Source organism: Bordetella sp. N (assembly GCF_001433395.1).
Classification (GTDB): domain Bacteria; phylum Pseudomonadota; class Gammaproteobacteria; order Burkholderiales; family Burkholderiaceae_B; genus Bordetella_C.
Window position 1 is genome coordinate 2408870 of sequence record NZ_CP013111.1, and the last position, 24097, is coordinate 2432966.

The following is a 24097-nucleotide window of genomic DNA, read 5'->3' on the forward strand; positions in this document are numbered from 1 at the left end:
CGCCGTGCCGCCGTGACCGTCATCGACCTTGACCGTGTAGGTTTCCTGAATGTGATCTTTGGCGGTCAGCTGTTGGGCTGCCGCGTTGTCCAGCGTGTAGGTCCACTTGCCGGTTTGGTCAACCGTGAAGGTGCCATAAGCGCCCTTCGGATTGCCGTCCACCGTCCAGGTATGGGCGTCGTTGGTATCAACGTCCGTCTGGCTGAACTGGCCGCTGGCCGTCTTGGTGCCGTCTTCGGTCACTGCGCCGGCCGTCGAATCCGTCGGCGCGTTGATCACCGGCGCGTCGTTCGTGCCTTGGATCGTCACCGTAATCGTGCTGGTCGTCCCGTCGGCCGAAGCCACCGTGAACTTCTCGGTCATCGACTCGTTCACGCCAAGGGCCTGAACTGCCGGATCGGTGTTGTTCAGGTTGTAGGTCCACGTGCCGTCGGACGTGATCGAGAACGTGCCATGCTGGCCGGCTGCGTTCGTCTGCGCGACAAATACCGCCTGGCCGGCGTCCGGATCGACGATGTCCAGCTTGCCGCTGGTCGTCAGCGTCGTGTCTTCCTTGACCGTGCCGGCATCGGCACCCACCGCGTGCGGGGTGATGACCGCACCATCGTCCGTGCCGTTGATCGTCACGGTCACAGACTTCGTGTCCGTACCGCCATGGCCGTCGTCCACCTTGACGGTATAGGTTTCCTGAATATGGTCCTTCGTGGTCAGCTGTTGGGCAGCTGCGTTGTCCAGCGTATAGGTCCACTTGCCGGTCTGGTCCACGCTGAAGGTGCCGTAGGCGCCCTTCGCGTTGCCATCCACCGTCCAGGTGTGCGTGTCGTTGGTATCAACGTCGGTCTTGCTGAACTGGCCCGAAGCCGTTTGGGTGCCATCCTCGGTCACCGAACCGGAGGTCGATCCGGTCGGCGCATTGATGATCGGGGCGTCGTTGGTGCCTTGGACCGTGATGGTGACCGTGCTGGTCGTACCGTCAGCCGAAGCCACCGTGAAGGTCTCAGTCTTGGACTCACCGACAGCCAGCGCCTGAACCGCGGCGCTGCTGTTGTTCAGCGTATAGGACCAGGTGCCGTCCGTGCCCAACGTGAACGAACCATAGGTCCCGTTGGCGTTCTGGGCCACAAACACCGCCTGGCCGGCGTCGGGATCGACGATGTCCAGCTTGCCGCTGGTGGTCAGCGTCGTGTCTTCCTTGACCGTACCGGCGTCAGCACCCACCGCATGCGGGGTGATGATGGCCGTGTCGTCTGCGCCATTGATCGTCACCGAAACCGACTTCGTCGCCGTGCCGCCATGGCCGTCATCCACCTTGACGGTGTAGGTTTCGGTGATGTGGTCGTTGGCAGTCAGCTGTTGAGCGGCCGCATTGTCCAGCGTGTAGGTCCACTTTCCAGTCTGGTCAACCGTGAAGGTGCCATAAGCGCCCTTCGGGTTGCCGTCCACCGTCCAGGTGTGGGTGTCGTTCGTGTCGACGTCTGCTTGGCTGAACTGGCCGCTGGCCGTCTTGGTGCCGTCTTCGGTTACCGAACCCGCAGTCGAACCCGTCGGCGCCGTGATCACCGGCGCGTCGTTCGTGCCTTGAATCGTGACCGTAATCGTGCTCGCGGTACCGTCTGCCGACGTGACCGTGAACTTCTCGGTCATCGACTCGTTCACGCCAAGGGCCTGAACCGCCGGATCGGTGTTGTTCAGGTTGTACGTCCACGTACCGTCGGACGTGATCGAGAACGTGCCGTGTTGGCCCGCCGCGTTCGTCTGAGCAACGAAGACCGCTTGGCCGGCGTCCGGATCGACGATGTCCAGCTTGCCGCTGGTCGTCAGCGTCGTGTCTTCCTTGACCGTTCCGGCATCCGCACCCACCGCGTGCGGGGTGATGATGGCCGCGTCGTCCGTGCCATTGATGGTCACGGTCACCGACTTGGTCGCGGTACCACCGTGGCCGTCATCGACCTTGACCGTGTACGTTTCCTGGATATGGTCCTTCGTGGTCAGCGCTTGAGCTGCCGCGTTGTCCAAGGTGTAGGTCCACTTGCCGGTCTGGTCCACGCTGAAGGTGCCATACGCGCCCTTCGCGTTCCCATCCACCGTCCAGGTATGCGTGTCGTTGGTATCAACGTCCGTCTGGCTGAACTGGCCGCTGGCCGTCTTGGTGCCGTCTTCGGTCACACTTGCGACATCAGAACCAGTCGGAGCGTTGATCACCGGGGCGTCGTTCGTGCCCTGAATCGTTACCGTGATCGTGCTCGCGGTGCCGTCTGCCGACGTGACCGTGAACTTCTCAGTCATTGACTCGTTCACGCCCAGAGCTTGAACCGCCGGATCGGTGTTGTTCAGGTTGTAGGTCCACGTACCGTCAGACGTGATCGAGAACGTGCCATGCTGGCCGGCCGCGTTCGTCTGCGCGACAAATACCGCTTGGCCGGCGTCCGGATCGACGATGTCCAGCTTGCCGCTGGTAGACAGCGTCGTGTCTTCTTTGACCGTCCCGGCATCGGCACCCACGGCGTGCGGGGTGATGACCGCACCATCATCCGTGCCGTTGATGGTGACCGTGACCGACTTCGTGGCCGTCCCGCCATGACCGTCATCAACCTTGACCGTGTAGGTCTCTTGGATGTGGTCCTTCGTGGTCAGCTGCTGAGCAGCTGCGTTGTCCAGCGTGTACGTCCACTTGCCGGTCTGGTCGACCGTGAAGGTGCCATAGGCGCCCTTCGCGTTGCCATCCACCGTCCAGGTGTGCGTGTCGTTGGTATCAACGTCGGTCTTGCTGAACTGGCCCGAAGCCGTTTGGGTGCCATCCTCGGTCACCGAACCGGAGGTCGATCCGGTCGGCGCATTGATGATCGGGGCGTCGTTGGTGCCTTGGACTGTGATCGTGACCGTGCTGGTCGTACCGTCAGCCGAAGCCACCGTGAAGGTTTCAGTCTTGGACTCACCGACAGCCAGCGCCTGAACCGCGGCGTTGCTGTTGTTCAGCGTATAGGACCAGTTGCCGTCGGTGCCCAGCGTGAACGAACCATAGGTCCCGTTGGCGTTCTGGGCCACGAACACCGCCTGGCCGGCGTCGGGATCGACGATGTCCAGCTTGCCGCTTGTCGTCAGCGTCGTGTCTTCCTTGACCGTACCGGCATCCGCACCCACCGCATGCGGGGTGATGATGGCCGTGTCGTCTGCGCCATTGATCGTCACCGAAACCGACTTCGTCGCCGTGCCGCCATGGCCGTCATCCACCTTGACGGTGTAGGTTTCGGTGATGTGGTCGTTGGCAGTCAGCTGTTGAGCGGCCGCATTGTCCAGCGTGTAGGTCCACTTTCCAGTCTGGTCAACCGTGAAGGTGCCATAAGCGCCCTTCGGATTGCCGTCCACCGTCCAGGTGTGCGTATCGTTGGTATCGACGTCTGTCTGGCTGAACTGGCCGCTGGCCGTCTTGGTGCCGTCTTCGGTTACCGAGCCAGCAGTAGAACCTGCCGGCGTGTTGATTACCGGGGCGTCGTTCGTGCCCTGGATCGTTACCGTAATCGTGCTGGTCGTCCCGTCGGCCGAAGCCACCGTGAACTTCTCGGTCATCGACTCGTTCACGCCAAGGGCCTGAACTGCCGGATCGGTGTTGTTCAGGTTGTAGGTCCACGTGCCGTCGGACGTGATCGAGAACGTGCCATGCTGGCCGGCTGCGTTCGTTTGAGCAACGAACACCGCTTGGCCGGCGTCCGGATCGACGATGTCGAGCTTGCCGCTGGTCGTCAGCGTCGTGTCTTCCTTGACCGTGCCGGCATCGGCGCCCACCGCATGGGGCGTAATGACCGCGGCGTCGTCCGTGCCATTGATGGTCACGGTCACCGACTTGGTCGCGGTACCACCGTGGCCGTCATCGACCTTGACCGTGTACGTTTCCTGGATATGGTCCTTCGTGGTCAGCGCTTGAGCTGCCGCGTTGTCCAAGGTGTAGGTCCACTTGCCGGTCTGGTCCACGCTGAAGGTGCCATACGTGCCCTTCGCGTTGCCATCCACCGTCCAGGTATGGGTATCGTTAGCGTCGATGTCAGTCTTGCTGAACTGACCCGACGCCGTTTGCGTTCCGTCTTCCGTTACCGAGCCGGCAGTCGAGCCGGTCGGAGCATTGATCGTCGGGGCATCGTTCGTACCCTGGATCGTCACCGTGACCGTGCTCGACGTACCGTCTGCCGACGTGACCGTGAACTTCTCGGTCATCGACTCGTTCACGCCCAGCGCCTGAACCGCCGGATCGGTGTTGTTCAGGTTGTACGTCCACGTACCATCGGACGTGATCGAGAACGTGCCGTGTTGGCCGGCTGCGTTCGTCTGCGCGACGAACACCGCCTGGCCGGCGTCCGGATCGACGATGTCCAGCTTGCCGCTGGTCGTCAGCGTCGTGTCTTCCTTGACCGTGCCGGCATCGGCGCCCACCGCATGCGGGGTGATGATCGCCCCGTCATCCGTGCCATTGATGGTCACAGTGACCGACTTCGTGTCCGTACCACCGTGGCCGTCGTCGACCTTGACGGTATACGTCTCTTGAATGTGATCCTTGGTCGTCAGCGCTTGAGCAGCTGCGTTGTCCAGGGTATAGGTCCACTTGCCGGTCTGGTCCACGCTGAAAGTGCCATAGGCGCCCTTCGCGTTGCCGTCCACCGTCCAGGTGTGCGTATCGTTGGCATCAACGTCGGTCTTGCTGAACTGGCCGGAAGCGGTTTGCGTACCGTCCTCGGTCACCGACCCGGTGGTCGTGCCGGCCGGCGCGTTGATCGTCGGCGCGTCGTTGGTGCCTTGGACTGTGATCGTGACCGTGCTGGTCGTGCCGTCGGCCGAAGCCACCGTGAAGGTTTCAGTCTTGGACTCACCGACAGCCAGCGCCTGAACCGCGGCGCTGCTGTTGTTCAGCGTATAGGACCAGTTTCCGTCCGTGCCCAACGTGAACGAACCATAGGTCCCGCTCGCGGTTTGCGCAACGAAGACCGCTTGACCGGCATCCGGGTCGACAATGTCGAGCTTGCCGCTGGTGGTCAGCGTCGTGTCTTCCTTGACCGTACCGGCATCCGCACCGACCGCATGCGGGGTGATGATGGCCGCGTCATCCGCGCCATTGATCGTGACAGAAACAGACTTCGTTGCGGTCCCGCCGTGGCCGTCATCCACCTTGACGGTGTAGGTTTCCTGAATGTGATCTTTGGCGGTCAGCTGTTGGGCTGCCGCGTTGTCCAGCGTGTAGGTCCACTTGCCGGTTTGGTCGACTGTGAAGGTGCCATAGGCGCCCTTCGGGTTGCCGTCCACCGTCCAGGTGTGGGTGTCGTTGGTATCGACGTCCGTCTGGCTGAACTGGCCGCTGGCCGTCTTGGTGCCGTCTTCGGTCACACTTGCGACATCAGAACCAGTCGGCGCGTTGATCACCGGGGCATCATTCGTGCCTTGGATCGTCACCGTGATCGTGCTCGCGGTGCCGTCGGCCGACGTGACCGTGAATTTCTCGGTCATCGACTCGTTTGCGCCCAACGCCTGAACCGCCGGATCGGTGTTGTTCAGGTTATACGTCCACGTACCGTCGGACGTGATCGAGAACGTACCGTGTTGGCCAGCTGCGTTTGTCTGGGCGACGAACACCGCCTGGCCGGCGTCGGGGTCGACGATGTCCAGCTTGCCGCTGGTCGTCAGCGTCGTGTCTTCCTTGACCGTCCCGGCATCGGCACCCACGGCGTGCGGGGTGATCACTGCACCGTCGTCGGTACCATTGATGGTGACCGTGACCGACTTCGTGTCGGTACCGCCGTGACCGTCGTCAACCTTGACGGTGTAGGTTTCCTGAATATGGTCCTTCGTGGTCAGCGCTTGAGCGGCCGCATTGTCCAGCGTGTAGGTCCACTTGCCGGTCTGGTCCACGCTGAAGGTGCCATAAGCGCCCTTCGGGTTTCCGTCCACCGTCCAAGTGTGCGTGTCGTTGGTATCAACGTCGGTCTTGCTGAATTGGCCGGTGGCGGTCTGCGTACCGTCTTCAGTGACCGAACCAGCGGTCGAGCCAACCGGCGCGGTAATCACCGGCGCGTCGTTCGTGCCCTGGATCGTGACGGTGATCGTGCTCGTCGTACCGTCAGCCGAAGCCACCGTGAACTTCTCGATCATCGACTCAGTGACGCCCAGCGCCTGAACGGCCGGATCGGTGTTGTTCAGGTTGTACGTCCACGTACCGTCGGACGTGATCGAGAATGTGCCATGTTGACCGGCCGCATTCGTCTGGGCGACGAACGCCGCCTGACCGGCGTCAGGATCGACGATATCCAGCTTGCCGCTGGTGGTCAGCGTCGTGTCTTCCTTGACCGTACCCGCGTCAGCGCCCACGGCGTGCGGGGTGATGACGGCACCGTCGTCAGTACCGTTGATGGTAACCGTGACCGACTTCGTGTCGGTACCGCCATGACCGTCGTCGACCTTGACGGTATAGGTTTCCTGAATGAGATCCTTCGTGGTCAGCTGTTGGGCTGCCGCGTTGTCCAAGGTGTACGTCCACTTGCCGGTCTGGTCCACGCTGAAAGTGCCGTAGGCTCCCTTCGCGTTGCCGTCAACGGTCCAAGTGTGGTTGTCGGTGGTGTCAACGTCCGTTTGGCTGAATTGCCCGGTGGCGGTCTGGGTGCCATCCTCGGTCACCGAACCAGCTGTCGAACCTGCCGGCGTGTTGATCACGGGAGCATCGTTCGTGCCCTGGATCGTCACCGTGATCGTGCTGGTCGTACCGTCAGCCGATGCCACCGTAAACTTCTCGGTCATCGACTCGTTCAGGCCCAGCGCTTGAACGGCCGGATCGGCATTGTTCAAGTTGTAGGTCCAGGTGCCATCGGACGTGATCGAGAACGTGCCGTGTTGACCGGCTGCGTTCGGCTGCGCAACGAACACCGCCTGGTTCGCATCAGGATCGACAACGTCCAGCTTGCCGCTGGTCGTCAGCGTCGTGTCTTCCTTGACCGTACCCGCGTCGGCGCCCACGGCGTGCGGGGTGATGACCGCAGCATCGTCGGTACCGTTGATGGTGACCGTGACCGACTTCGTGTCCGTACCCCCATGGCCGTCGTCGACCTTGACGGTATAGGTTTCCTGAATATGGTCCTTCGTGGTCAGCTGTTGGGCAGCTGCGTTGTCCAGGGTATAGGTCCACTTGCCGGTCTGGTCGACGCTGAAGGTGCCGTAGGCGCCCTTCGCGTTCCCGTCCACCGTCCAGGTGTGAGTGTCGTTGGTATCAACGTCAGTCTTGCTGAATTGACCCGTCGCGGTTTGCGTACCGTCTTCGGTCACCGAACCCGCAGTCGAACCCGTCGGCGCCGTGATCACCGGCGCGTCGTTCGTGCCTTGAATCGTGACCGTAATCGTGCTCGCGGTGCCGTCAGCCGACGTGACCGTGAACTTCTCGGTCATCGACTCGTTCACGCCCAGCGCCTGAACCGCCGGATCGGTGTTGTTCAGGTTGTACGTCCACGTACCGTCGGAGGTGATCGAGAACGTGCCGTGTTGGCCGGCTGCGTTCGTCTGAGCGACGAACACCGCCTGGCCGGCATCCGGATCAACGATATCCAGCTTGCCGCTCGTGGTCAGCGTCGTGTCTTCCTTGACCGTGCCGGCATCGGCACCCACGGCATGCGGGGTGATGACCGCACCATCGTCTGTGCCGTTAATCGTCACAGTCACGGACTTCGTGTCCGTACCACCGTGGCCGTCGTCGACTTTGACCGTATACGTTTCCTGGATGTGGTCCTTCGTGGTCAGTGCTTGAGCGGCCGCGTTGTCCAGCGTGTAGGTCCACTTGCCAGTCTGGTCCACCGTGAAGGTGCCATAGGCGCCCTTCGCGTTGCCGTCCACCGTCCACGTGTGCGTGTCGTTGGCGTCAATGTCCGTCTTGCTGAACTGGCCAGTCGCGGTCTGGGTGCCGTCTTCGGTCACTGAACCCGCAGTCGAACCCGTCGGCGCCGTGATCACCGGCGCGTCGTTCGTGCCTTGAATCGTGACCGTGATCGTGCTCGCGGTACCGTCTGCCGACGTGACCGTGAACTTCTCGGTCATCGACTCGTTCACGCCAAGGGCCTGAACCGCCGGATCGGTGTTGTTCAGGTTGTACGTCCACGTACCGTCGGACGTGATCGAGAACGTGCCGTGTTGGCCCGCCGCGTTCGTCTGAGCAACGAAGACCGCTTGGCCGGCGTCCGGATCGACGATGTCCAGCTTGCCGCTGGTCGTCAGCGTCGTGTCTTCCTTGACCGTGCCAGCGTCAGCGCCCACCGCGTGCGGGGTGATGACCGCACCATCGTCCGTGCCGTTGATCGTCACGGTCACAGACTTCGTGTCCGTACCGCCATGGCCGTCGTCGACCTTGACGATATACGTCTCTTGAATGTGATCCTTGGTCGTCAGCGCTTGAGCAGCTGCGTTGTCCAGGGTATAGGTCCACTTGCCGGTCTGGTCGACGCTGAAGGTGCCGTAGGCGCCCTTCGCGTTCCCGTCCACCGTCCAGGTGTGAGTGTCGTTGGTATCAACGTCAGTCTTGCTGAATTGACCCGTCGCGGTTTGCGTACCGTCTTCGGTCACAGAACCAGCGGTCGAACCCGTCGGAGCATTGATCGTCGGCGCGTCGTTGGTGCCTTGGACCGTGATGGTGACCGTGCTGGTCGTACCGTCAGCCGAAGCCACCGTGAAGGTTTCAGTCTTGGACTCACCGACAGCCAGCGCCTGAACCGCGGCGCTGCTGTTGTTCAGCGTATAGGACCAGTTGCCGTCCGTGCCCAACGTGAACGAACCATAGGTACCATTGGCGTTCTGGGCCACGAACACCGCCTGGCCGGCGTCGGGATCGACGATGTCCAGCTTGCCGCTGGTCGTCAGCGTCGTGTCTTCCTTGACCGTACCGGCATCCGCACCGACCGCATGCGGGGTGATGATGGCCGTGTCGTCTGCGCCATTGATCGTCACCGAAACCGACTTAGTAGCCGTGCCGCCATGGCCGTCATCCACCTTGACGGTGTAGGTTTCGGTGATGTGGTCGTTGGCAATCAGCTGTTGAGCGGCCGCATTGTCCAGCGTGTAGGTCCACTTGCCAGTCTGGTCAACCGTGAAGGTGCCATAAGCGCCCTTCGGATTGCCGTCCACAGTCCAGGTATGCGTGTCGTTCGTATCGACGTCCGTCTGGCTGAACTGGCCGCTGGCTGTCTTGGTGCCGTCTTCGGTTACCGAGCCAGCAGTAGAACCTGCCGGCGTGTTGATTACCGGGGCGTCGTTCGTGCCCTGGATCGTTACCGTAATCGTGCTGGTCGTCCCGTCGGCCGAAGCCACCGTGAACTTCTCGGTCATCGACTCGTTCACGCCCAGGGCCTGAACTGCCGGATCGGTGTTGTTCAGGTTGTAGGTCCAAGTGCCGTCGGACGTGATCGAGAACGTGCCGTGTTGACCGGCCGCGTTCGTCTGCGTGACGAACACCGCCTGGCCAGCGTCGGGATCGACGATATCCAGCTTGCCGCTGGTCGTCAGCGTCGTGTCCTCCTTGACCGTCCCAGCATCGGCGCCCACCGCGTGGGGCGTAATGACTGCGCCGTCGTCCGTGCCATTGATGGTCACGGTCACCGACTTCGTGTCGGTCCCACCGTGGCCGTCATCGACCTTGACCGTATACGTCTCTTGAATGTGATCCTTGGTCGTCAGCGCTTGAGCAGCTGCGTTGTCCAGGGTATAGGTCCACTTGCCGGTCTGGTCCACGCTGAATGTGCCATACGTGCCCTTCGCGTTTCCATCCACCGTCCAGGTGTGCGTATCGTTGGTGTCGGTGTCCGTCTTGGTGAACTGACCCGTGGCGGTCTGCGTACCGTCTTCGGTCACAGAACCCGCGGTGGAACCAGTCGGAGCATTGATCACCGGCGCGTCATTCGTGCCCTGGATTGTCACCGTGATCGTGCTGGTCGTACCGTCAGCCGACGCCACCGTGAACTTCTCGGTCATCGACTCGTTCACACCCAGCGCCTGAACCGCCGGATCAGCATTATTCAGGTTGTAGGTCCAGGTGCCGTCGGACGTGATCGAGAACGTGCCGTGTTGACCGGCCGCGTTCGTCTGCGTGACGAACACCGCCTGGCCAGCGTCCGGATCGACGATATCCAGCTTGCCGCTGGTCGAAAGCGTCGTATCTTCCTTGACCGTACCGGCATCAGCACCCACCGCATGGGGGGTGATGATCGCGCCATCATCCGTGCCATTGATGGTCACAGTGACCGACTTCGTGTCCGTACCACCGTGGCCGTCGTCGACCTTGACCGTGTACGTTTCCTGGATGTGGTCCTTTGTAGTCAGCGACTGAGCCGCCGCGTTATCCAGCGTATACGTCCACTTGCCGGTCTGGTCGACCGTGAAAGTGCCATAGGCTCCCTTCGCATTCCCATCGACCGTCCACGTATGCGTATCGGTCGCATCGACGTCGACCTTGCTGAACTGGCCACTCGCCGTCTGCGTACCATCCTCGGTCACCGCACCAACATCCGACCCCGTCGGCGCGACGATCGTCGGCGCATCTTCGGTACCCAGCACGCGAACCGTCACGGTGCTCGTGGTGCCATCGATGGCCACGACCGTGAACGTCTCGGTACGGCTGTCGTTCGCGCCCAGGGACTGAACCGCATTGGCGGCGTTGTCGAGCGTGAAGCTCCACGTGCCATCCGTACCCAGCGTGAACGTGCCGTAGTCCGTCTTCGAGGTCTGCGCCACGAAAGCCGCCTGGCCCGCGTCCGGATCGACGATATCCAGCTTGCCGCTGGTGGTCAGGGTCGTGTCTTCCTTGACGGTACCCGCATCAGCGCCCACGGCGTGCGGGGTGATGATGGCGGCGTCGTCGGTACCATTGATGGTCACCGTCACCGACTTCGTGTCCGTGCCGCCATGGCCGTCATCGACCTGTACGGTATAGGTCTCGGTAATGTGATCCTTGGCGGTCAAAGGCTGGGCCGCCGCGTTATCCAGCGTGTACGTCCACTTGCCCGTCTGGTCGACGCTGAAGGTCCCGTAGGTACCCTTGGCGTTCCCCACCACCGTCCACGTGTGCGTGTCGGCGGTATCCACATCGGTCTTGCTGAACTGACCCGTCGCGGTCTGGGCAGCGTCCTCGGTCACGGCGCCGGTGTCCGAACCGGCCGGCGCGACGATGGCGGGCGCGTCGTTCGTCCCCTGGATCGTCACGGTGACGGTGCCCGTCGTGCCATCGGCCGAGCGCACGGTGAAGCTCTCGGTCATGCTTTGGTTGACCGCCAGCGCCTGCACGGCAGGGTCGGAATTGTTCAGCTGGTAAGACCAGGTACCGTCAGCCGCGATCGAGAACGTGCCATGCGCGCCCACGGTGCTCGTCTGAGCGACGAATACGGCCTGGGTCGGATCCGTGCTGGCGACTTCCAGCTTGCCGCTGGCCGCCAGCGTGGTGTCTTCCTTGACGGTCCCTTCGCCATTGCCCGAAACCAGCGACAAGGTGGTCGGGGTCGCGGTAGTGGCCGTAGTGTCCGTGTTCCCCGAACCCGACCCGCTGGGCTGGATGATGGTCTCATCCGCCGCTGACGGGCGCGGATAGGCCAGATCCAGGGGCGAGGTCTGCTCCAGGATGCGTGCCAGGCGGACGAAGCTGCTGCCGCCCGCATCCCCGGAGCCCGCCGATATCAGCGCCGCGGTGGGGTCCAAGGTGTCGAACGGATCCTGCCCTGCCTGCAAGGCGGCCAGCAGGCGGTCGGAGTCCGTACCCTGCGGCGCGGCGATGCTTGCTTCACCCTTGTCCACCACGCCGGACAGATCGTCCGTCACGGAGACGTCGCGGTTCTCACCAATCAGGATCGGCATCCCACCCTCGACCTGCAGCGATACCGTCGCACCGGGCCCGGTCACGATCTCCGTGTCGGGCGGGATACGGCTACCGGCATGCAAGACAGTCAGCGAGCCGTCAGCATTACGCATCCAGGCTTGGCCGGTGATTTGAAGGACGGTGGCGGGAAGGGTGTAGGCCATGAGGGTTACTCCAAAAGGATGCAGCGATCCTAGAAGTCCTCAATGCCCCTCACATTGTCCTCAAGTACATAGTCCGCAACGATTTTGTATCAGTAAGATAGGAAACTACACAAATCCCCGGGCTAAGCCGAAATTAATCGCAAACTTAGGATTGTTCTATTGGCATTGGACGGTGCAAATACAACAGCTAATGGATTTGCCAGCAGGCGCAGCTGATGAGCAGCCAACGCTTTGAGAACGAAGCAGCATCGAACCGGGTAACCCGAAACGCAATAAAAAAAGCCGGGATGCAATGACGCACCCCGGCCTTCCCACGCTACCGGCCGAATCCGGCCGCTAAGGCATACCTACTACCCTACGGCAACACCGGCGGTTTGTATTCCAGCGTGGACGCCAGTGCCCACAGCATGATCAGCACGATAGGCGCGTGCACGATCAATTGCGTGAAAGTGAAGCCCACCACGTCGCGAGCGCGGACGCCGAGCACGCCCAGCAGCGGCAGCATCCAGAAGGGATTGATCAGGTTGGGCAAGGCTTCCGCGGCGTTGTACACGGTCACGGCCCAGCCGAGGTGGACGTGCAGATCATTGGCCGCCTGCATGACATAAGGCGCTTCGATGATCCACTTGCCGCCGCCCGACGGCACGAAAAAGCCCAGCACGGCCGAATAGACGCCCATCAACGCCGGGAAAGACGCATGCGACGACACCGACACGAAGAACGACGACAGCATGTGCGTCAAGGTATGGCCGTCAGCACCCGCCGCCTTGGTCAGGATGAAAGCCACGCCGCCGTACAAGGGGAACTGGATCAACACCCCACCCACCGACGGCACCGACTTCGCCACCGCGGCCAGGAAGCTGCGCGGACGCCAGTGCAGCAACATGCCCAGCATCAGGAACAGGAAGTTATAGGTATTCAGATTGGAAATCGCCAGCACGCCATTTTTGGTGCTGAACTCGTTGTAGATCCAGATGCCGCCCAAAGCGACGATCAGCAGCGTCAGGATCGGGCTGTATTCCATCCAGTCACCAGGACGCGAAGGCGGCGCGGACTTTACCACCGGCTGGTTGACGTCCACACCCAGGTCTGCCGCGGTGACGGCCTTGTCGCCGCGCGGCGTGGAGTAAAACGCCACCACCAACGTCGCGACAGTCAACGCCGCCGCGATGGCCATCGACTGCCACAGAAAGATGGTTTCCGAAAAAGGCAGCACGCCGGTGATCTGCAACAGCGACGGCGGCAGGCTGGCCGGATTGGCCTGCAACTGCGCGGGCGCCGAGCTCAGGCCCAAGGCCCACGTCGCGCCCATGCCCATATAGGCGGCGGCGCCGGCTGCACGGTAGTCCATGCGCAGGTCCGGGCGACGCGCCAAGGCACGTGCCAGCAAGCCGCTGAAAATCAGGCTGATGGCCCAGTTGAACAGGGACGTGGCAATGCTGATGAAAGCGATGAAGCAGATGGCGCCGCGTGCCGTCTTGGGCAGGCGGGCCAGGCGCTCGATCAGGCCGGCAGCGGGCGGCGACACCGCCACCACGTAGCCGGAAATCGCCACGAACGCCATTTGCATGGTGAACGGGATCAGGGACCAGAAGCCGTCGCCGAAGGCGATGCCGACTTTCTGCACGGGCGCGCCGATGGCGACGGCGCCCAGCGCGCACACCAGCACGGCGATGACCGCGAAAATGTAGGCGTCAGGAAACCACTTTTCCGACCAGGCGGTGACACCGGCGGCAAGGCGTTCCAGGCCGCCTCCCGATTCCGCCTCGGCGGGAGCTTGTTTGGCTAGAGCTTCAGTTTTCATGCATTTCCCCTTGGTTATGTCCGTTGTTGCGTCATACGTAGATAAAGGATTCAAGCATCAAGCACCAGGTCCGCGACGGGCACGGCCTGGCAAGTCAAGCAAATATCTGGATCTTCCGGCTCGGCCCCATGCAGATGGCGCACCTGCCCGCTGACGATGCGCACCGCACAGCTTTCGCATTGCCCCACCCGACAACCGCTGGGCAGGTTCAGGCCCAGGCTCTCGGCAAAACCCAGCAAGGTGCCGCGCGCGCTGGTCCAGGTGGCCGTCGTATCGCTCGACCGCGCGAAACGCACCGCATGGCTGGCGTCGCCGCCGAGCACGGGCGCGGGCGGCGACCGAAACACCTCACTGAAGATGTCGAAAGCGGGCACGCCGCGCGCGATCAGGTCTTCGGTAAGGCTGCGCATCATCGCTTCGGAGCCGCACATATAGAACCGCGCGCGGCGGCGCAGCAGCGCACCGTCCACGCAGGCAGCCGTCAGCCTGGCGGCCGCCACACCGTCGGTGGGCAGCGGATGGGCGTAGTAATCCACGATGGTCAGGCGCGGCAGGCGCGCCTGCAGTTGGGCCAGGCGCAAGGCATAGGCGTGATGCGTGCTGTCCCGATTGGCGTAATGCAGCCAGACCTCCGGCAGATCCTCGTCAGGCCCCAGGGCAGCCAAGGTTTCCAGATGCGCGATGAAAGGCGTGATGCCGATGCCCGCGGCGAAACACACCAGCGGCTGAGGCGAGTGCGTCGGCACGACGAAACTGCCGCCCGGCGTGCCCAGGCGCACGCTGTCGCCCAGTCGTAGTTGCTTGTGCAGATGGCCCGACATACGGCCGTGCCACGCCGCGCCATCCGCGCCGGCGCCATACTGACGACGCACGGCCACGCGATATTCGCGCCGGGGCGCAGCATGGGGCGAGATCGCCGACCCGACCAGGGAATAGGCGCGCATCAGCTTTTCCGCGGGATCGGACGCCACTTCGACGGTGACGTGCTGGCCCGGCTGATAGTCGGGCAAGCTGCCGCCATCGGCCGCGGTGAAGGTGATTTCAAGCACGTCGCGCGTGCGGGGATAAAGATGGCTGACAACGAAAGCGCGCGTCCCGGTCCAGGGCCGGCGCTGCGGGTCGACCTCGGCATCCCGCTCCAGATCGCAGGGGAAAGCGCGCATTGGTACCGACCCGCTGACGGGGTCCGCCTGCGCGGCGGTGATCAGCGCGTTGTAGTTGCTGCCCAAGGGGTGGTGGCCTGTGGCGTCGTTGCCGGATCCGTCGTCCGCCCCTTGAACGGCAAAGCCTTCCTGCCCTATCTCCGGGCACGCTTGCCACCAGCCGTAGTCCGCCACCACCACGTCATCGTTCAGATCGTCATCCACCAGCGCGACGAAGCGGGCCTGTCCGACCGGCGTGGAAAGCCGCACCCAATCGCCATTGGCGACACCCTTGCGCGCCGCCAGACCGCGCCCCAACGCCACGCGCGGCAAGGGCGCCCGCTTGCGCAGGGACACCAGGGACCGATGCTGGCTGTGGCAGTAATAGCCGCTCTTGGCCGACGTCAGTACCAAGGGATAGGCACGGCCGCCGCCTTCCGCGGGCGACGCCGCATGAACTGGCATGGGCGCATAGCCGTGCCGCAGCAGCCGCTCCGAATACAGTTCCACGCGCCGCGTTTCAGTGGCAAAGCCCTGCTGTTCGTACTTCCGGTCACTGCCCTGCAAGGGGGGATTCAAGGTGCCGCCCGCCGCGCGCAAGTCCGCGACGGTAATGCCGACAGGCGCCAGGATGTGGTCCCAGCCACGCTCCAGGCTGCCATCGAAGAACACGTCGCCCATGCCCAGGCGACAGGCCAGATCGAAGACGATGTCATTGTCCGAGCGCGACTCGCCCCGCGGCGTCACCATGCGCGGGCGCAACTGGATGCGAGACTCGGCCGCCTGGTTGATCTCGAAACCTACACGCAGTCCTTCGCGCTCCCATGGCGTATTCACCGGCAGCAGGACGTCCGCATAACGCGCGCTGGGCGTTTCAAACAAATCCAGATGGACGTGGAATTCCAGCGCCCGCAAGGCCGCCTCCGCCATCTCGACATCGCCTTGCGAGGCCAACGGATTCGAGCCGAAACCGAACAACGCGCGGACCGGATAGGGCCGGCCTTCAAGAATCGCCTTATAGAGATCCCGCGCCGTCACCCATCCATTCGCCGGCGGTCCCAGGGGACGCTCTTGCAGGCCCAAAGCCTTGGCGCTCTGCGCGGGGCTGATCAGGTCAAACCCATTGACCCGATTCACGGGATGGCGCGCGTACTGCCGGTTGCCGCCGGGCACATCAAAACTGCCCGTCAATGCATGCAGTACCGCCACCGCGCGTTCGGTCTGGGTGGCATTGCTATGCTGCCCGATACCGGTCCACGCGTGATAAGCCACCGGGCCGCTGGTCGCCAGCAGGTCGGCGGCCACCAGCAAGGCGTCGGGCGTCACCTGCGTGATCTCCGCCACGCGCTCGGGCGTGTAAGCAGCGGCTTCCCTGGCCAGCAGCGCCAGGACAGGCACGCAGCGCACGCGGCCGCCGTCGCGCAGCGCAATCTCGTACTCGCCGTCCAGGGCGTAGTGCGCCCCGCCCTGCTCCGCCGCGGGAAGCCGCGTGTCGTACAGCGCCGGACCCGCGTTATCCTCGCGCCAGACCACGAAAACCGGCGCGGATGCCTCAGCCGGGACGTCGCCAGCGATATCCTCGGCGCGCAGGAAATGGCCCGTGTCGGCACGCACCAGCAAGGGTGCGTTGGTCCACTCGCGGACAAAGGCCGCGTCGTAGCGCCGGGTGTGCAGCAACTGGTGTATCAGGCCCAGGGCCAAGGCGGCGTCGGTACCCGGCCGCACCGGCAGCCAGGCGTCGGCCTGCCCCGCCAGCGCGGTGCGGCGGGGATCCACCACCATCAGCCGGGCACCGCGCGCGCGGCCGTTGCCGATGGCGTTGGCCTGGGCCAGCCACGTATTGGTCGGATTGTGGCCCCACAGCAGAATCAGGCCCGCGCCAGCGTAATCAGCCACCGGCATGCCGCTGCCATAGGTGAAGGCGTGGGCGAAATCCTTATGCCAGTTGCAGATTTCCGTCGCGTAGCAGATGTTGGGACTGCCGAAGGCGCGAACGAAGCGCTCGATCCAGTCGATGCTGTCCGACAGCGGCGTGCCGGATGGGGTGGTGACGCTGAACGCCACCGCTTCCGCGCCGCTCTGGTCGCGGATTTCCCCCATGCGCGCCGCCACCAGGGTCAGCGCTTCTTCCCAGCTGATACGTTCCCAGCCGGGATCGGCATCCCCTTTAGGCCGCGTACGGCGCATGGGATGCAGAATGCGATGGGGGCTGTGCACCAGTTCCGGCGCCGCGCGACCCTTCATGCACATGGCCTGGCCAGTGGGATGCGCGGTATCCGGCACGACGCGCAGCAGCGCGTCATGGTCGACGATGTTGCGTGTGCCGCAACGTGAACGGCATAAGGTGCAGTAGCCGCTGATCTCGATTGCGCCCATATTCCCCAATGCCTGAACGTCTTTATCTCGAAGCCGAATGCTAGGACGCGTGGAACAATATTGCTAATATAAATTTTCGAAGCTGTATTATCGCTTTTAACAATATTTGATCGGGATGCACCTTGAGTGCCCTATCCCGCGCGTCCATGCCCACTCCCATCACCTTGCGGCAGTTCGAGTACTTCCTTGCCCTGGCGGAAACTGGTCAGGTCTCGAAGGCAGCCCTGCGTTGCAACGTATCGCAGTCGACCATGACCATTGCCTTGCGCAATCTGGAAGACGCGCTGGACGTGCCGTTATTCGTGCGGCATGCCAAAGGGCTGCGCCTGACCGACGAAGGCGAACGCTTCGTGCGCCATGCGCAGAACGTGACCGGCGCCTTCGACCGGGCGCTCGACGACATGCGCGCGGCGCCGGACGAAGTCAGCGGCAGCTTGCGGCTGGGCGTGACGGAAACGATCTCCGCCTACCTCATGCCTGCCGTCATCGCCGCCGTGACGCAGCGTTTTCCCAACCTGAGCCTGCAGGTCATGGAGCTGGAGCGCCCGGCAGTGGAGCAACGCCTGCTGCGCGGCCAGCTGGACCTGGGGCTAGTCATCGTGTCCAACCTGACCCGCTTCGACAAGCTGCAGTACGACACCATGCTGCGCTCGCCCCGCCGCCTCTGGACGCATCCCGATCACTGCCTGCAGCAAGCCGCGAAAGTGTCGCTGCGCGACGTATCCGAAGCCGACTACATCATGCTGGATATGGACGAACACATCGAAACGGTGGGCAAGTACTGGGGCCGCTATGGCCTGGCGCCGCGCGTGCATTACCAAAGCCGGTCGCCAGAGGCCGTGCGCAGCCTGGTCGCCTTGCAGCAAGGCGTGACCATCCTGTCCGACCTGGTGTATCGGCCCTGGTCGCTCGAAGGCCGCCGCATCCTGCGCCGTGACATCAGCGACGAGGTGCCGACCATGGACATCGGCGGCGTCTGGCGCAAGAGCAGCGGATTGGGGCGCAGCGGTGAATTGCTGATGAACTTCCTTAGAACGTCGATCAAGGCGCTTGCGAATGCGTAGGTAGCGGCGGCCCTGCCCTGCACCACGCCAGTGCGTTACTGAGCGTAACTTAGCCTTTAGTGGTTTTCCCCAATCCGGCCGCACCGTCCCTATTGAGCCACATATACCCGGCTCGTCCCGCGTCGCGAATAGTTACTTAGTGACCCGTCCCAATTTACAGAATGCAAATCCTGCGCCTTATTGCTGAGCTACATTCACCCGCGATTCAGCATCGATCACAGGAGAGCAAGTAAATGAAGCAAGCGTCATTGATGGAAGACTTGGTATTCGTCGAAACCAAGCGCATCGTCTATTGGCTGGGATTCATCGGTATCTGCACGGCGGTTCTGGGCGTGTACGCGCTGACCAAGATGTCGGGCAACACCTGGTTCGCCGTGTTCCTGCTGGTCTGCGGCCTGTGGGCGCTGACTTCGGCCGTGCTCAATGCCACCAGCCCCAAGGGACCGATTTTCATTCTGAAAAAGGATGGGATCTGGTTCGTGAACAGCGAAGGCCTGCTGCCCTACGACATCATCGGTGACCTGCAAGTCGAGCGCTATTCCTCGTTGATGCAGCCGCAACGCAATATGTCTTTCACCATCGCCCCGGAAGACAAGGACCGCGTACCCGAATTCCGCGGCATGAGCGGCCTGGGCTTGCGCCTGAGCCTGCTGCTGTGGCGCACCGGCGCCCACAAGGGCCGCGCCTTCAAGCGCACCATGGTGGTGTTCCGCTATAGCGGCCTGAAGCTGGACAACGGTGAAAGCGTCGATTCGGAAATGATCGAAGAGGAAATCGCCCGTCGTATCAATGTGAGCGAACCGTCCGTGGTGGCGGCGCCCGGGTACTGAATCCCGGCCAGCGCCAGCTATCGACGCAGTTGGTCGCGCTGGCGCGCGTATTCCTCAGAACTGGGACCGCGGGGCGTGATGCAGCGGCTCTGGGAAGCAGGGTCCAGGTCGGAGCACACGCCCTTGGTGTCTTGCCACAATGGAAGCATCTCGGAGTTGCTCCACTGCTTTGCGGTACAGGCGGTCATCGACAGAGCACAGGCTCCAAGCAGGAAAACACCTGCCCGGCGTATCGTTTTCTTCATGGTTTGATCTGAACAGCGGACGTCGGCGACGCCGATTGGAAGGAGCCTTTCCAGGCACAGTTCAGGTAGTGGCTCCCTGCCAACTTCGGTTCCATCTTTCTGCCGTGACGGCTCCGTGGCCTACTCACGGTGCATGAGAAAAATCCCCCCCCGCAAAAAAATCGCGGCCTCCGAGGAGGCCGCGATCCGCGCAAGTTCAATACCCGTCTATCGACGTTTACTGAGCGCCGGTCCCCATGGCGGGGTCCGTCACCGAGTCCTTCCCGATCTCGATACGTCCTGCGAAGCGGCGCTGGAATGATGCGGCCCCCGTGCACGTCACGAGGAAATCGTACCAGTTGCTGCTGTCACCCAACGTCCAGCTCAACTCACCCACCTGGCCAGGCTGCACGGTCGCCGTCCACGGGCCATCCTTACGATAGGCCTTGGCCGCCGCGGTGAACGTGGTCGCGGTGCTGCCGTTGTTGTACAGCTTCACCACCACCTGCGCGGGATCGCACACTTCATAGCAGACCTGGATTTCAGGACCGCCGGAAGCCTGCTGCTCGTTCAGGTTGCCCGCGAACTCACGGTGGTAGCCGTTGGCGCCCAGCACCCACAGATCGTAGGCACCGCTATCGCCCACCGGTACCGTCCATACGCCGCTAAGCGACTTGCCCGCTTCGACCACGTAGCGACGCGGGGCCACGTCCAGATGCTTCTTGTCGTAGACGTGGAAAACCGCACCGGCCGTGCCGTTGTTGGCGAACTCCAGGGTCACCGTGCTCGCGCCCGCGGCGACGTGGGCGGTGGTGTGCAGTTCATAAGGCAGCGCGCGCGACGGACGCGACCCCGTGGCCTGCACCGGCAGCGCCGTGCTGACGGTCGCCGACGGAATCGTCACCGCGGCCAAGGCGGCCTGCGCCGTGGCCAGGCTGTCGGCGGATGCCTTCGTGGTGCGGCCCGACAGGGTTTCGAGCGCATCGACGTTGGGGCTGACGAAGTTGAAGCAGGACGTCAGGTCGCCGCAGACGGCACGGCGGTATTTGCTGATCTGCGGCTCGGCCACGCCAAAACGCTTTTCCAGGAACATCAGCGTGGACGTGTGATCGAAGACCTGCGAGTTCACGTAACCACCGCGGCTCCAGGGCGAAACGATCCACATCGGCACGCGCGGGCCGGGGCCGAACGGCTTGCCATCGACCGCCGGTTGGGTAGCGTCGATGGGCGTGAAGTTGTGATATTCCACCGCCATGTCGGTGTCGGACAGAGTCGAACCGCCCGCGACGCTGCCGTCAGCGAAGTGGGACGGCGCGGTCGGCGGCGGCAGGTGATCGAAGAAGCCGTCGTTCTCGTCATAGTTGATCAGCAGGACCGTCTTGCTCCAGACCTCGGGGTTGGAGGTCAACGCGTCCAGCACCTCTTGCACATACCAGGCGCCTTGCGTGGGGCTGGAAGGTCCAGGATGCTCGCTGTAGATCGACGGCGGGATGATCCACGACACCGAGGGCAGCTTGCCGTTGGAGATATCCTCGCGGAAGGTCTCCAGGAAGCCGTAGGGCATGGTGTTGTGGAAACCCTTGGCCAGCGGGCTCAAGGCATCGTCGATGGCCGGATCGTAGAACGCGCCCGCGGCATTCGGGGCGGTGTTGGCGATGCTGCCGTTCACATAGACCGGGCGACGCGCGACCGGCATGTTCTCGATTTCCTTGCGCCAGTGGCGGAAGCCCATCATCTCGTTGCAACCGTAGTTGTCGACGAGGCTTTGGTAAACCTTCCACTTCACGCCGGCCTTCTCCAGGCGATCGGCGTAGGTGGTCCAGGTCCAGCCGGCAGTCGACGCACCGATGTCGTTGCCGCCGTTGAACTCGTTGTTCAAACCAGCCGTCTGCGTATAGCTGCCGCCGGCGGGATCGGTGCCGTTCGGGCCGTTGGTGCCGGTCCAGTAGAACAGACGGTTGGCGATGGTGCCCGTGTGCATGCCACAGTGATAGTGGTCGCACAGCGTGAAGGCTTCGGCCAGCGAACGCTGGAACGGCACTTCAGCCGTTTCGTAATAGCCCATGGCCAGCGGCTTCTTGGCGTCGGGCCAGTTGGCCATGCGGCCATTGTCCCAGGCGGCTTGCGAGTCCACCCACGTGTGCGGCGTGCTGCCGGCGCGAATCGCGTTGCCCGCGGCTTCGTCCAGGTGGTAAGGAATGATCGTGCCGGCGCCCGGCGTCGCCGTCCCGGTGTAGGTCTGGTAGAAGACGTTGGGGGTGGTGGGCGTCGGAATCGGGAAGCGATCGCCGAAGCCCCGCACGCCCTTGAACGTACCGAAGTAACTGTCGAAGGAGCGGTTTTCCAGCATCAGCATCACGACGTGTTCGACGTCATTGATGGTGCCGGTAACGTTGTTGGCCTCGATGGCCAGCGCGCGGCGAATCGCCGGCGGGAAGGCATTGAGCGCAACTGCGGCGGCGCCCGTGCCAAGCGAGTTTTGCAGGAATCTGCGTTTCGAAGGATTGAAGCTCATGCTGTCTCGTGTCACTCGTGTCTTGCGTTACCGCCTCAACAGGCGGAAGAGGAATCGGGCAGATCGCTCAGGGCGCCGGCGCGCAGTGCATTGTCGTGCATTGCGCGGGCGTCTCCGGCGTGGTGGTTCCCGGATCGGACGGCGTCGAAGGCGTGGTTGTCGTCGGGTCCGAGTCGTCGTCGGAATCGTGCGAGCCGTCGAAACAGCCGCCCAGCGTGACGATCAAGGCCAGCCCGCACACGAGCCGCACTACTGTCATTGGTTTCAATTTGCACCCCAGTCATATGGCAACCCGATGGCGTAGGTCCAGCGGGCGTGCACATTGTGGAGAGCAGCCAAGACGTGGGAATGTCATACGGGCAAAGCCTGCCTATGGGGCTATCAGCGATTTTGGGGGTCAGTTCCCAAAGGCAACGGGCATGACACGGCGTAACAGCATCGAGACGAGCCATCAGAATCCTTACCGCAGAGTAGCGCTGAATTTACTGCAAAGTAGTGTTCGGCAGGCTGGCGATGAACGCCTCCGCCAAGGGCATGGAAGCCCGTTCGCGCATGCAGTAGAGGTAGACCCGCAGCATGGGCGGGTCAGGTTCGATGGCCACCGTGCGCAGATTATCGTCCTGCGGCACGTCGCGCACGGGCATCAGCGTACAGCCCAGGTTGTGCTGGACCGCCCGGCAGATCATCTCGCGGCTGCCCATTTCAAGTACCGACCTGGGCGTGACGGCCCGCGCGTTCATGGCCTCTTCCATCAGGCTGCGCGTCCAGGAGCCCTGCTCGCGCAACAACAGCGTGTGCGCGGCCAGGTCGTGCAGCGCAATCTGGCCACGGCCAGCCAGGGGATGCGCCCGGTGCGTGACCAGCACCAAAGGATCGGTGGCGATCTCGCAGCGCAGCAGACGGGGATCGTTCAAAGGTTCCGAGGCTACCGCCAGATCGACGCGGGAATCGAACAGCGCCTCCAGCATGGAGCGCGAGTTTCCTACTTCGATGCCGATACTCGCGTCCGGATACTGCTCCCGGAATCCGCAGATGATGGCGGCGATATAGTTCGGCCCCGTCGTGCCGATGTGCAAGGAACCGGATAGCAGCTGCTTGCCGTTGCGCAGCTTGAAATCGATATCGTTCTGGATCTGCATCATCTGCCGGGCCAGCGGCATCAATTCCGTGCCGGTCCGCGTCAGCTCCAGCCGCCCGCCGCGGCGGTGGAACAACTCCACTCCGTAGCTGGACTCCAGCTGCTGGATGCGCGAAGTCACCGTGGGCTGGCTGACCTGCAAATGCCTGGCCGCCGCGGTCATGCTGCCCTGTCGCGCGGTTTCGTAAAACGCAGCCAGTAGGAAGGGAAGCATGGAATGCACAGCGCGGGGGGAGCCAAGGGGGTGGACCCCATGGCAGGCTATCGGAAGGAATGCCGTTTATAACGTCCGAAATTGACACTGAAATGAAATGCTGCTGTCTGGTAGCTGACAACTTCAGGCCAATCTATTTGGGTCTGCCGAAGACAAGCACCGTAAGCCCTAGCGTGGAAACTTCGTTCACGCTTGCAATGACCTTGATCGCGTTGGGCTCGAACCCGCGTTCAACGAGATACTGCTTCGCCATGCCGGCGACCTGATCCGCCACGATGCGGCTTCCTCTGACGTGCCCCTGTATGTGAATTTCATCGACCCTCCACTTGCTCATATCGACGCGCAGATCGTCGATCACCTGGTGTATCCACGGCTGCAGTTTGCGTAGCCGGGCCGTCACCTCTGCCTTGAGGCGATTGACGTGCGCGCTCGACATGCTGAGCAAGGAACCGCCGCGGCAGTAGCTGCGCGTCAAGACCGGCCGCGCACCTGCATCCATACCTGTCGCCGCATTCAGGTCGACGCCTTCCCCATGCTCGAGCTTGGCGAGTCTCTGGAGCGATGGATCACCCGTCGGCTGCGGAGGCATCGATGGCGCCACGCCCGTGGAGTGGAGACTGAAAGTCATGCCCCCAGCGTTCGAGAAATTGCTGACCCTGTCTAACGCCAAGAGATACTCCAAGTGAGGAAAAGGGAAAAATCCCCCCAAAACACTTCGCGCCGTGACCGCCACAGCGGAACGACGCGATTTGAAATCGAACATCAGTTACGT

Annotated in this window: 9 protein-coding genes; 2 read left to right on the forward strand and 7 right to left on the reverse strand. The window is 62.9% G+C overall.

All coding sequences use genetic code 11. From position 1 onward, the window contains the following. From ASB57_RS31335 to ASB57_RS10245, 3 genes are all read right to left on the reverse strand, one after another. Nucleotides 1-12018: VCBS domain-containing protein (locus tag ASB57_RS31335; RefSeq protein ID WP_057652139.1), on the reverse strand; the 12018-nt coding region annotated here is incomplete at its 3' end. Between the two features lie 355 nt (nt 12019-12373). Continuing rightward, nucleotides 12374-13822 (reverse strand): short-chain fatty acid transporter, encoded by a 1449-nt coding sequence (locus tag ASB57_RS10240; protein ID WP_057652140.1) that lies wholly within the window; start codon nt 13820-13822, stop codon nt 12374-12376. 50 nt (nt 13823-13872) lie between these two features. Continuing rightward, on the reverse strand, nt 13873-17340 hold the full coding sequence (locus tag ASB57_RS10245; protein ID WP_057652141.1) for a molybdopterin-dependent oxidoreductase: 3468 nt from the start codon (nt 17338-17340) through the stop codon (nt 13873-13875). A gap of 122 nt (nt 17341-17462) precedes the next feature. On the opposite strand from ASB57_RS10245, the gene ASB57_RS10250 reads away from it, so the two are divergent. Continuing rightward, a complete protein-coding gene (locus tag ASB57_RS10250; protein WP_231755386.1) occupies nt 17463-18404 on the forward strand; it encodes a LysR family transcriptional regulator in 942 nt (313 codons plus the stop codon). A 233-nt stretch (nt 18405-18637) separates the two neighbouring features. Then, the gene (locus ASB57_RS10255; protein WP_057652143.1) at nt 18638-19234 is read left to right on the forward strand and encodes a hypothetical protein; all 597 of its coding nucleotides are present in this window, start codon (nt 18638-18640) and stop codon (nt 19232-19234) included. Nucleotides 19235-19696: 462 nt separating this feature from the next. On the opposite strand, the gene ASB57_RS10260 is transcribed toward ASB57_RS10255, so the two are convergent. The 4 genes from ASB57_RS10260 to ASB57_RS10270 all read right to left on the reverse strand — a co-directional run bounded on the left by ASB57_RS10260 (nt 19697) and on the right by ASB57_RS10270 (nt 24088). Continuing rightward, complete coding sequence (locus ASB57_RS10260) at nt 19697-21973, reverse strand: phosphocholine-specific phospholipase C (RefSeq protein ID WP_057652144.1); 2277 nt, start codon at nt 21971-21973, stop codon at nt 19697-19699. Between the two features lie 67 nt (nt 21974-22040). Next, the gene (locus ASB57_RS31035; RefSeq protein WP_156414121.1) at nt 22041-22232 is read right to left on the reverse strand and encodes a hypothetical protein; all 192 of its coding nucleotides are present in this window, start codon (nt 22230-22232) and stop codon (nt 22041-22043) included. Nucleotides 22233-22455: 223 nt separating this feature from the next. Beyond that, nucleotides 22456-23325 (reverse strand): LysR substrate-binding domain-containing protein, encoded by an 870-nt coding sequence (locus tag ASB57_RS10265; RefSeq protein ID WP_057652145.1) that lies wholly within the window; start codon nt 23323-23325, stop codon nt 22456-22458. 133 nt (nt 23326-23458) lie between these two features. Continuing rightward, a complete protein-coding gene (locus tag ASB57_RS10270) occupies nt 23459-24088 on the reverse strand; it encodes a hypothetical protein (protein ID WP_057652146.1) in 630 nt (209 codons plus the stop codon). Nucleotides 24089-24097 lie beyond the last annotated feature (9 nt).

Excerpts from the sequence above, each read along its gene's own strand:
- ASB57_RS10255 (WP_057652143.1), top strand. The coding sequence starts at position 18,638 with ATGAAGCAAGCGTCATTGATGGAAGACTTGGTATTCGTCGAAACCAAG.
- ASB57_RS10270 (WP_057652146.1), bottom strand. The coding sequence starts at position 24,088 with ATGTTCGATTTCAAATCGCGTCGTTCCGCTGTGGCGGTCACGGCGCGA.
- ASB57_RS10240 (WP_057652140.1), bottom strand. The coding sequence starts at position 13,822 with ATGAAAACTGAAGCTCTAGCCAAACAAGCTCCCGCCGAGGCGGAATCG.
- ASB57_RS10265 (WP_057652145.1), bottom strand. The coding sequence starts at position 23,325 with ATGCTTCCCTTCCTACTGGCTGCGTTTTACGAAACCGCGCGACAGGGC.
- ASB57_RS10245 (WP_057652141.1), bottom strand. The coding sequence starts at position 17,340 with ATGGGCGCAATCGAGATCAGCGGCTACTGCACCTTATGCCGTTCACGT.
- ASB57_RS10260 (WP_057652144.1), bottom strand. The coding sequence starts at position 21,973 with ATGAGCTTCAATCCTTCGAAACGCAGATTCCTGCAAAACTCGCTTGGC.
- ASB57_RS31035 (WP_156414121.1), bottom strand. The coding sequence starts at position 22,232 with ATGACAGTAGTGCGGCTCGTGTGCGGGCTGGCCTTGATCGTCACGCTG.